This is a genomic window from Streptomyces sp. NPDC058221 (genome assembly GCF_042882365.1).
Classification (GTDB): Bacteria; Actinomycetota; Actinomycetes; order Streptomycetales; family Streptomycetaceae; genus Streptomyces.
In genome coordinates this window covers 1-10250 of sequence record NZ_JBHVWF010000045.1, presented here as the reverse complement: position 1 = coordinate 10250, position 10250 = coordinate 1, and the positions used below count along the sequence as shown (strand labels likewise).

At 71.8% G+C, this 10250-nt stretch carries 12 protein-coding genes; 4 read left to right on the top strand and 8 right to left on the bottom strand.

Going from position 1 to position 10250, the window contains the following annotated elements:
• From ACFVW8_RS16735 to rimP, 4 genes are all read right to left on the bottom strand, one after another.
• Positions 1-848: translation initiation factor IF-2 N-terminal domain-containing protein (locus ACFVW8_RS16735; RefSeq protein WP_389690514.1), on the bottom strand; the 848-nt coding region annotated here is incomplete at its 3' end.
• A gap of 148 nt (positions 849-996) precedes the next feature.
• Positions 997-1275, bottom strand: coding sequence for a YlxR family protein (locus ACFVW8_RS16730; RefSeq protein ID WP_389690512.1), 279 nt, complete (start codon positions 1273-1275; stop codon positions 997-999).
• A gap of 136 nt (positions 1276-1411) precedes the next feature.
• Positions 1412-2452, bottom strand: a complete 1041-nt coding sequence (nusA, locus tag ACFVW8_RS16725; RefSeq protein ID WP_384132464.1) for a transcription termination factor NusA — start codon at positions 2450-2452, stop codon at positions 1412-1414.
• A gap of 2 nt (positions 2453-2454) precedes the next feature.
• Positions 2455-2952: a ribosome maturation factor RimP gene (gene rimP / locus ACFVW8_RS16720; RefSeq protein WP_389690510.1), complete on the bottom strand. Its 498-nt coding sequence runs from the start codon at positions 2950-2952 to the stop codon at positions 2455-2457.
• A 177-nt stretch (positions 2953-3129) separates the two neighbouring features.
• Here rimP and ACFVW8_RS16715 point away from each other — a divergent pair, with 177 nt between their 5' ends.
• The 4 genes from ACFVW8_RS16715 (at position 3130) to ACFVW8_RS16700 (ending at position 6060) form a co-directional block, all read left to right on the top strand.
• On the top strand, positions 3130-3660 hold the full coding sequence (locus ACFVW8_RS16715) for a hypothetical protein (protein WP_389690508.1): 531 nt from the start codon (positions 3130-3132) through the stop codon (positions 3658-3660).
• Positions 3657-4181, top strand: a complete 525-nt coding sequence (locus tag ACFVW8_RS16710; protein ID WP_389690506.1) for a ferritin-like domain-containing protein — start codon at positions 3657-3659, stop codon at positions 4179-4181. Before ACFVW8_RS16715 ends, ACFVW8_RS16710 begins: the two co-directional genes overlap by 4 nt.
• A gap of 29 nt (positions 4182-4210) precedes the next feature.
• The gene (locus ACFVW8_RS16705) at positions 4211-5143 is read left to right on the top strand and encodes an aminoglycoside phosphotransferase family protein (RefSeq protein ID WP_389690504.1); all 933 of its coding nucleotides are present in this window, start codon (positions 4211-4213) and stop codon (positions 5141-5143) included.
• Between the two features lie 83 nt (positions 5144-5226).
• Complete coding sequence (locus ACFVW8_RS16700) at positions 5227-6060, top strand: NAD(P)H-binding protein (protein WP_389690502.1); 834 nt, start codon at positions 5227-5229, stop codon at positions 6058-6060.
• Between the two features lie 86 nt (positions 6061-6146).
• On the opposite strand, the gene ACFVW8_RS16695 is transcribed toward ACFVW8_RS16700, so the two are convergent.
• From ACFVW8_RS16695 to ACFVW8_RS16680, 4 genes are all read right to left on the bottom strand, one after another.
• Entirely contained in the window at positions 6147-7847 is a 1701-nt protein-coding gene (locus ACFVW8_RS16695; protein WP_389690500.1) for a proline--tRNA ligase, read from the bottom strand.
• 72 nt (positions 7848-7919) lie between these two features.
• A complete protein-coding gene (locus ACFVW8_RS16690; protein WP_389690498.1) occupies positions 7920-8486 on the bottom strand; it encodes a GNAT family N-acetyltransferase in 567 nt (188 codons plus the stop codon).
• 74 nt (positions 8487-8560) lie between these two features.
• Positions 8561-9403, bottom strand: coding sequence for a GNAT family N-acetyltransferase (locus ACFVW8_RS16685; protein ID WP_389690569.1), 843 nt, complete (start codon positions 9401-9403; stop codon positions 8561-8563).
• 193 nt (positions 9404-9596) lie between these two features.
• On the bottom strand, positions 9597-10250 hold a 654-nt coding region (locus ACFVW8_RS16680), incomplete at its 5' end, for a flavodoxin-dependent (E)-4-hydroxy-3-methylbut-2-enyl-diphosphate synthase (RefSeq protein WP_389690496.1).

The window sequence follows — 10250 nt, the reverse complement described above, 5'->3', positions numbered from 1 at the left end:
GGACGTGCGCCGCCCTGACCCTGCGGGCGCGGGGCGCCGCCGGGGCCGCCCTGCGGACGCGGGGCGCCGGGGCGCTCCGAGCCGCCACCGGGACGCGGGGCGCCACCGGGACGGGGGGACTGCGGACGGGCCATGCCCGTCGAGCCACCGGAGGTGAACGGGTTGTTGCCCGGACGGGGACCCGCCGGACGTGCGCCGCCGGGACGCGGGGCGCCCTGGCCTGCGGGACGCGCCGGACGGTCGCCGCCACGGGCACCGTCGCGCTCGCCGCCACGGCCTCCGTCACGCTGACCACCGTCGCGGCCGCCGTCACGCTGACCGCCGGCCGGAGCCGGACGGGCAGGACGGGGTCCCGGGGTGGCACCCGCGGGACGCGGGGCCTGCTGCTGCTGCGGTGCGGCCGGCTGTGCCGGGGCCGGAGCCGAGAACTCGGCTGCGGGCACCGGGGTCACCGGGGCGGGCTTCACGGGCGCCGGCTTGGGGCCCGGACGCGGGCCCGCAGACGGCGCGGAAGGCGCAGCGGGGGTGCTGCTCTCCGGGGCCTCGGCAGCGGCCGGCTTGGCAGCCGGTACGCCGGGCTTCGGGGCAGCGGGACGTGCCGCGGCAGCCGGGGAGGGCGCTGCGGGCTTCACTGGGGCGGCCTTACGGGGCGCGCCAGGCTTTGCAGCGGACTTGCCGGCGTTGCCACCGGGACCCTGCAGTGCGTCAGTCAACTTGCGTACAACCGGCGCCTCGATCGTCGAGGACGCCGAACGTACGAATTCACCGAGTTCTTGGAGCTTGGCCATGACGACCTTGCTCTCTACGCCGAACTCCTTGGCGAGTTCGTATACCCGGACCTTAGCCACTTCGCTCCTTTTAGGTCCGGGTTACCGCCGGACCGTCGCTACTTCATGGGCGTACTCATCGCGTACTCATCGAGTGCTCATCGCAATCTCGACCTACTTCCAACTCGCGAGGTACCTGACCGCACGGGGACCCGTGCCGTTCAATTTCTTACGGTGTCACCCGCTCGACGAACCGCTGTACTTCGGCGGGATCGAACGGCCCCTTGGCCTTGAAGGCCCTAGGGAATGCCCGGCGGCGAACCGCCAGGTCGAGACAGACAGATGCGGGGTGAACGTACGCACCCCGGCCGGGCAGCGTACCGCGAGGGTCGGGGACGCATGCGTCCCCTTCCGCCACGATGCGCAGCAGCTCGCTCTTGGCCGCTCGCTCCCGGCATCCCACACAGGTTCGCTCAGGGCAAGCGCGGGCGTGCGTCCGGCCAGACACGTTTAAGTCTACCTCCCCGTACCGACCTCCCCCGTTCGGGGCAAAGATCGAACGGATGTTGTCGTGATCTCAGCGGCGTGCCGACGAGATCTATTCCTTGCCGTCCGGTCGGGCCGCACCGCGGCCCGTCGCCGGATCAGCTCCGCTCGGCCCGCTCCCGGGCCCGCTCGGCCCGCTCGCGGTCGGCGACATCGCGCTCGGCGTCGGTCTCGGTGTCCGGGCGGATGTCGATGCGCCAGCCGGTGAGACGGGCGGCCAGACGGGCGTTCTGCCCCTCCTTGCCGATCGCCAGCGACAGCTGGTAGTCCGGCACGGTGACCCGGGCGGAGCGTGCGCCGAGGTCCACGACCTCGACCTCGCTCACCCGCGCGGGCGACAGCGCGTTGGCGACCATCTCGGCCGGGTCGTCCGACCAGTCCACGATGTCGATCTTCTCGCCGAGCAGCTCGGCCATGACATTGCGCACGCGGCCGCCCATCGGGCCGATGCAGGCGCCCTTGGCGTTCAGGCCGGAGCGGGTGGAGCGGACCGCGATCTTGGTGCGGTGGCCGGCCTCGCGGGCGATGGCGCAGATCTCGACGGAACCGTCGGCGATCTCCGGCACCTCCAGCGCGAAGAGCTTCTTCACCAGGTTGGGGTGGGTCCGCGACAGCGTCACCGACGGGCCGCGCACGCCCTTGGCCACCCGCACGACGTAGGTGCGCAGCCGCAGGCCGTGGGTGTACTCCTCGCCCGGCACCTGCTCCTGCACCGGCAGGATGGCCTCCAGCTTGCCGATGTCGACCAGCACGTTCTTCGGGTCCTTGCCCTGCTGGACGACGCCGGTGACGACATCGCCCTCGTGGCCCGCGTACTCGCCGAACGTCCGGTCGTCCTCGGCGTCGCGCAGCCGCTGCAGGATGACCTGCTTGGCGGTGGTCGCGGCGATCCGGCCGAAGCCCGACGGGGTGTCGTCGAACTCCTTGGGCTCCTGGCCCTCCTCCAGATCGGCCGGGTCCTCCTTCGCCCACACCGTCACGTGGCCGCGCTCGTCCAGCTTCACGCGCGCCCGGCGATGGCTGCCGTCCGTGCGGTGGTAGGCAATGAGGAGGGCCGACTCGATCGCCTCGACGAGCACGTCGAACGGGATCTCCTTGTCCTGCGCCAAGCCCTTCAGAAGCTTTACATCGATGTCCACGGCTACGCCTCCTCTTCCTTCTTGTCCTTGCGGTTGAATTCCAGCTCCACGCGCGCCTTCGCGATCTCGGCGAAGGTGATCCGGCGGGACGTGGGCTTGCGGCCCTTGACGCCCGGCACCTCCAGGTCGAGACCCTCGTCGTCGACCGCGAGGATGCGGGCCACCAACTCGCCGCCCTCGTGCAGCTGGAGCCTGGCCAGACGGCCGGTGGCGCGTACGTAGTGGCGGTGCTCCGTCAGCGGGCGGTCGGCACCGGGAGAGCTGACCTCCAGGACGTACTCGTCCTCGCCCATGGCGTCGGTCTCGTCGAGCTTCTCGGAGATCGCGCGGCTCAGATCCGCGCAGGTGTCGAGCTCCACGCCCTCTTCGGAGTCCACGATGATCCGCAGCACCCGGCGGCGGCCGGCCCGGGACACTTCGATCTCTTCCAGATCCAGCTGCTCGGCGCTGACGAGCGGTTCTACCAGCCCGCGCAGCCTCTCGCTCTGGGTGGTGCTCATCCGGGTGACTCCTCGGCCGCGTGTGCTGTTGTGGGGATCGTCGCGTGTCAGGTCAAAGGGTATCCGGTCCCGAGGGGTGTTGCCGTCCGCCGGCCCCGTGAGCGCGGGTACGCTCGCGTCCGGTGATCACTTCCGGACACATCCGGTCAAGACAGGTCCAGGCCCGAAGGAGAACACGTGCGGCGCACGGGGACGACGCGCAGGGGCGCGCTCACCGCGACGGGAGCCATCGCCCTGGGGGCGGTCCTGACCGGCTGCGGAAGCGACGCCGACGACGGGGGCGGCACCCGTAAGGGTTCCGGACAGACCGACGCGCTGACCGCGTCCGCCGGGTCATCGGCGGCGACGGCGCTGCGGACGGGCGCCCTGCGTACCAGCGGGGCGCTGCTCGTCCAGTACGAACACGCCCTCGCGGCCCACCCGTCGACCGCGGCCGGGCTCACCCCCCTGCGCGACGCGGTCCTCGCCCATACGAAGTCCCTCGGCCCCGGGAACGGGAAGCACCCCGGCCCGGTCCGGCCCGCCGGCGAGAGCGCCGCCGCCGCCCTCAGGGCGCTGGCCGCCTCGGAGCGCCGTACCGCGGACGCCCACACCGCCGCGCTGCTCAAGGCGCCCGGTGAGCTGGCCCGGCTGCTCGCCTCGATCGCCGCGGCCGCCTCGGCACACTCCTACCTGCTGACCGAACTGGCCAAGGAGACGTCCGCATGAGCGACGGCACGCTGGACGCGGCGCAGGCGGCCCTGGCCGCCGAACACGCCGCGGTGTACGGGTACGGGGTGGCGGGCGGCCGGGTCGCCAAGGGCCGCCGGGAGGAAGCCACCGCCGCGCACCACGCCCACCGGGCCCGCCGCGACGCGCTGGTGCGCACCGTGCGCGACCTGGGCGGTGAACCGGTGGCGGCGGACCCCGCGTACGCTCTCCCGTTCGCGGTGCCGGGACCGGCCGCGGCGGTGCGGCTCGCCGCAGTGCTGGAGGACCGCGTCGCCGACGTGTACTCCGACCTCGTACGGGCGGCCGACGGGCCGTTGCGCCGGGAGGCCGCGGACGCGCTGCGGGAGGCCGCGGTGCGTGCGGTTCGCTGGCGGGGCAGCGGCGTACCCTTTCCCGGGCTCGCCGAACGGGCCGCCGACGGGTCCCTCAGGGACGGCGCCGGTGAGACGGACAAGGCGGCGGGTGCCGGAGCGAGGACCGGGTCCGGCACGAAGCCCCGGTCCGGCGCGGCGCACTGAAGCAGGCTCTGAAAGGGAACACAGCACGTATGGGTTTTGAACCGCCGCAGCGTCTGGTGCGAGCGCTCGGCGAGTCGTACGGGGATACGACCGCCGGGGAATGGCTCGCGGGGCTTCCCGCACTGACCGAGGAAGCGCTGGCCGGGGCCGGGCAGGAACTGTCCGTGGACCGGGTCGCCGCCCCGGGCGGGCGCAGCAGCCTGGTCCTCCTCGTGCGAGGTGGTGACGGCACCCAGGCGGCACTGAAGATCTCTCCGTCCGGGGCCGCGCCCGGACTCGAAAGGGCGGCGCTGGCGCACTGGGACGGCTGGGGCGCGGTGCGGCTGGTCGAGCCGGGCGACGGCGTGCTCCGGGAGCACGCCGCCGGCGGCGCTCTGCTGCTGGAGCGGCTGCATCCCGAGATGTCGCTGCGTTCGCTGCCGGAGGCGAAGGCCCTGCTGGAGGCGGCGGGGACGGTCCGGCGGCTGTGGGTCGAGCCGCCCGCCGGGCACGCCTTCGAGACGGTCGCCGAACGGACCGCGCTGCGGGCCGGTCCCATGCGGGCTGCCGCCGAGGCCGATCCGGATCTCGAACCTCTGGTCACAGCCGCCCTGGCGGCACGCGACGCATTGGTCGCCGACTCCCCCGAGGCCCTGCTGCTGCACGGCAACTTCCGGCAGAGCAAGGTGCTCTCCGGCGAGCGCGCACCCTGGCTGACGGTCGGGCCCGAGCCGGTGGTCGGCGAGCGGGCCTACGATCTGGCGCGGCTGGTGCGGGACCGGGTCGAGGATCTGATCGCCTCCTCCGGTGGCGCGATGACGGCCCGGCGCAGGATCAAGAGGCTCGCGGAGGCGCTGGACGTGGACCGCGAGCGGCTGCACGGCTGGACGCTGTTCCGCGCGGTGGAGTCGGGCACCCGCGCGCTGACCGCCGGCCGCCGTCAGGAGGGCGAAGTGACGCTGGAGTTCGCGGGCTGGCTGTAGCGCCGGGGCGCTCCTTGACCTGAAGCAAGGTTGAGGTTCTAGCGTGTCGTCAGGTTCATCATCTGACGACGGGAAACACGCTCATGATCCTCGTGACCGGAGCCACCGGAAACATCGGCAGTGCCCTGCTGAAGGAACTGCACGCACACGGTGCCGGGCCGCTGCGGGGGCTCACCCGCGATGCCGCGCGGGCCGTCTTCCCCGAGGGTGTCGAGGCCGTGGAGGGCGACTTCGCGGACGCCGCGTCGCTGAAGCCCGCGATGGACGGGGTGCGCTCACTGTTCCTCGTGTCGCGTCTGGGCCCGGACGCCGCCGTCCTCGAAGCCGCCCGGGAGGCGGGTGTACGGCACGTCGTGCTGGTGTCGTCCATCACCGTCCAGACCCACCCCCGCCTCGGCCCTGCCGGTGAGAACCTGGCGGTGGAGCAGCTGCTCAAGGCGAGCGGCATGGCCTGGACGATCCTGCGGCCGACGCAGTTCGCCTCGAACGCGCTGATGTGGGCGGCCTCCGTCCGGGCCCGGGAGACCGTTCGTGCGCCGTACGCGGACGTCGCGCTGCCGACCGTCCACCCCGCGGACATCGCGTCGGTGGCACGGGTGGCGCTGACCGAGTCCGGCCACCAGGAAGCCACGTACGCCCTGACCGGTCCGGAGCCGGTGAGCGCCCGGCAGCAGGCCGAGGCCCTCGCGGCAGCACTGGGCAGGGAGGTTCCCTTCGCCGCTGTCAGCCGCCAGGAGGCGCACGCGCAGATGGCCGCGGTCTTCGGGGCCGAGGCCGCGGACGCGGTGCTCGATGTCACCGGCGGCGATGTGAACGACGAGCTGCTGAGGGTGCGCGACACGGTTTCGCAGGTCACCGGAGTGCCGGCCCGCCCGTTCCGCCAGTGGGCCGCCGAGAACGCCGACGCCTTCCGCTGAACCGCCCGGGCCCGGGCCGGCAGCGCTTCGTCCCGCCGGACGAACCGACGGGACGAAGTGGTGCCTTGCACGGAGCTCCGGGGCGGTCAGCCCTGCTCGGTGAGGCGGGCGATCGCCTCGTCCACGGTGAGCTCCTCGCGCTCGCCCGTACGGCGGTCCTTGAGCTCCAGGACGCCCTCGGCCGAGCGGCGGCCGGCGACCAGGATCTTCGGGACGCCGATGAGCTCGGAGTCGGTGAACTTCACGCCGGGCGAGATGCCCGGGCGGTCGTCGACCAGGACGCGCAGACCGGCCGCGTTCAGCTTCTCGGATACGTCGAGGGCCAGCTCGGTCTGGAGCGCCTTGCCCGCGGCGACGACGTGCACATCGGCCGGGGCGATCTCGCGGGGCCAGCACAGGCCCTTGTCGTCGGCGGTCTGTTCGGCGAGGGCGGCCACCGCGCGGGAGACGCCGATGCCGTACGAGCCCATCGTGACGCGGACGGGCTTGCCCTGCTGGCCGAGGACGTCGAGCTGGAAGGCATCGGCGAACTTGCGGCCGAGCTGGAAGATGTGGCCGATCTCGATGGCGCGGTCCAGCTGGAGGCCGGTGCCGCACTTGGGGCAGGGGTCGCCCGCCTCGACGACGACGACGTCGAGGTAGTCGTCGACCTCGAAGTCGCGGCCCGCGACGACGTTCCTCGCGTGCTTGCCCTCCTTGTTGGCACCCGTGATCCAGGCGGTGCCGGCGGCGATACGGGGGTCGGCGATGTAGCGGACCTTCTCCAGCCCCTGCGGGCCGACGTAGCCGCGTACCAGGTCGGGGCGGCCCACGAAGTCCTCGGCGGTGACGAGCTCGACGACGGCGGGGGCGAGGTGCTCGCCGAGCTTGCCGAGGTCGACCTCGCGGTCACCCGGCACGCCCACGGCGACGATCTCACCGTCGACCTTGACCAGGAGGTTCTTCAGGGTGGCGGAAGCCTGCACACCGAGGTGGGCGGCGAGGGTCTCGATGGTCGGGGTGTCGGGGGTGTCCAGCTCCTCGACCGCGCCGGTGGCCGAGGCGTCGGCCGGAGTGGCCTTGAAGGTCACGGCCTCGGTGTTGGCGGCGTAGTCGCAGTTCGGACAGTCGACGAAGGTGTCCTCACCGGCGGGCGCGGGCGCGAGGAACTCCTCGGACGCCGAGCCGCCCATGGCACCGGAGACGGCGGAGACGATGCGGTGGTCGAGGCCGAGCCGCTCGAAGATCCGGATGTACGCGGCACGGTGCAGCCGGTACGACTCGACCAGACCCTCGTCGGTGGTGTCGAAGGAATACGAGTCCTTCATCTGGAACTCGCGGCCGCGCAGCACGCCGGCGCGGGGGCGGGCCTCGTCGCGGTACTTGGTCTGGATCTGGTAGAGGATCACGGGCAGGTCCTTGTAGGACGAGCACATGTCCTTGACGACCTGGGTGAAGATCTCCTCGTGGGTGGGGCCGAGGAGGTAGTCGGCGCCCTTGCGGTCCTTGAGCTTGAACAGCAGGTCGCCGTACTCGTCGTACCGGCCGCTCGCGTCGTACGCCTCCTTGGGCAGCAGCGCGGGGAGCAGGACCTCCTGGCCGCCGATGGCGTCCATCTCCTCGCGGACGACGCGGGTGATGTTGTCCAGGACCTTCTTGCCGAGCGGCAGCCAGGACCAGATGCCGGCGGCGGTGCGACGTACGTAACCGGCCCGGACGAGCAGCTTGTGGTTGAGCGTCTCGGCGTCCGCCGGGTCGTCGCGCAGTGTCTTGATCATCAATCGGGACATGCGCTGGACCTGGGCCATGGTGAACTCCTGCTCGGAAGGGTGATGGCCCCGAGGTTAGCCGGGCGGCCCGCGCGGGCGGAAATCGATTCGTCAGCGGCGGCGCAGCGGGAGCTGCGCTCCCATGACCGCGTACGGCTTGGGAGCGCTGGGGAAGAGCACCTGCCGGGCCAGGTCCTCGTAGCCGAGGGAGCGGTAGAGACCACGTGCCGGGCTCTCCGTGTCGATCGCGGAGAGGATGGAACGGGGCTGGTCGACGGCGTCGGTGACGGTGGTGATCAGGGTGCGGCCGATCCCGCGGTTCTGGAACTCGGGATGGACGTGCAGCTCGGTGATCACGAAGGAGTCGTCGAGCCAGTGCGTGGAGCCGGTGGCGCGCAGATAGGGCTCGACGACGGTGGACCACCAGTGACCGCGTTCGTTCGGCATGCCGTAGACGAAGCCGACGAGCCGGTCGTCCGGGGTCAGGGCGCCCAGCGAGCGGGCGCAGGGGTGGTCGAGGTGCCTGAGGACGATGTGGCGGCGCACCTCGATCTCGTCGGGGCCGAGACCGAAGGCGACGGCCTGCACGGCGAGCGCCTCGTCCACGCGTGCCGCGAGATCGATCGGTCCGATCCGGACGCTGGGAGTGTGGGGGCCGCCCCCGGAAGCTGCTGCCATGGACAGACCCTACTGTCCGTGGCGGGGTGCGGGGTACGGGTCGGTTCCGGCCGGGGGCGGCCCGCCAGGACGGTTCAGAACAGCACGCTCATGAACGCGCCGACCTCACGGAAGCCGATCCGTGTGTACGACCTGCGCGCGGGGGTGTTGTAGTCGTTGACGTAGAGGCTGACGATCGGCGCGATGTCGGCCAGTGCGTGGCGCAGGACGGCCGCCATGCCGGTCTCGGAGTAGCCGCGGCCACGGAATTCCGGGGCGACCCAGACCCCCTGGATCTGGCAGGCCTGCGGGGTGGTGGCGCCGATCTCGGCCTTGAAGACGACCTTGCCGTCGTCGATCCGGGCGAAGGAGCGGCCGGCCGCGATGAGCTCGGCGACGCGGGCCTGGTAGAGGAGTCCGCCGTCGCCCGCGAGCGGGGAGATGCCGACCTCCTCGGTGAACATGGCGATGCAGGCCGGCATCAGAACGTCCATCTCGTCCTTGCGGACGCGGCGGACCAGTGGATCGGGTGTCACCTCGGCCGCGGGGCTCTCGGTGACCATGAGCGGCTGGTTGGCCCGGACCTCGCGGGCGGGGCCCCAGCCCGGTTCGAGGAGCCGCCACAGCTGGGCGGTGGGCTCGGCGGGGCCGACGATCGAGGAGCAGCGGCGGCCGGCCCTGCGGGCACGGTCGGCGAAGGCCCTGACGGCTTCGGGGGTGGCGCAGATGGGGACGAGGTTGGCCCCGGAATAGCACAGGGAGCGCAACTGTCCGTCGGCGTACCAGCCCCACATCTCGCCGCCGAGGCGCCAGGGATCGAGGCCTGCGATCTGGACCCGGGAGGTCACGAAGGCGTTCGCTACGGGTTCGCTCTCCAGCACCGCGAGGGCGGCGCCGAGGTCGCTGGGTTCGAGGACCCGGGTGGTGGTCTGCGTCAACACGAGGGGGCCTCACCATGCAGTCTGCTGATTTCCGCACTGTACCCAAAGAGGCTGGGGGCCGCCGCTCGTGGCCGTGAACAGCTTCTGCGGAAGGCGGTGAGCCTGCTCACGGACGACGTCCCGCGGCCCTGTCCATGGGCAACGCCCCGCGGACGTTCTCCGGCGGGGCGCTGTCCTGGGGTTCATGGGTTCAGCTGATGGAGACCTCGGGCTCGCCGGAGGCGATGCCGTCCTTCTCCATCTGTTCGGCGATCTTCAGGGCTTCCTCGATGAGGGTCTCGACGATCTTCGACTCGGGCACCGTCTTGATGATCTCGCCCTTGACGAAGATCTGGCCCTTGCCGTTGCCGGAGGCCACACCCAGGTCGGCCTCGCGCGCCTCGCCCGGGCCGTTGACGACACAGCCCATCACGGCGACCCGCAGGGGCACCTCCATACCGTCCAGACCGGCGCTGACCTGGTCCGCGAGCTTGTACACATCCACCTGCGCACGACCGCACGACGGGCAGGACACGATCTCCAGCCGGCGCTGCTTCAGGTTCAGCGACTCCAGGATCTGCAGCCCGACCTTGACCTCCTCCGCCGGCGGCGCCGACAGCGAGACGCGGATCGTGTCACCGATGCCCTCACTGAGCAGAGCACCGAAGGCCACGGCGGACTTGATGGTGCCCTGGAACGCCGGTCCGGCCTCGGTGACACCGAGGTGGAGCGGGTAGTCGCTCTGTGCGGCGAGCTGGCGGTAGGCGTTGACCATCACGACCGGGTCGTTGTGCTTGACCGAGATCTTGATGTCGCGGAAGCCGTGCTCCTCGAAGAGCGACGCCTCCCACAGGGCCGACTCGAC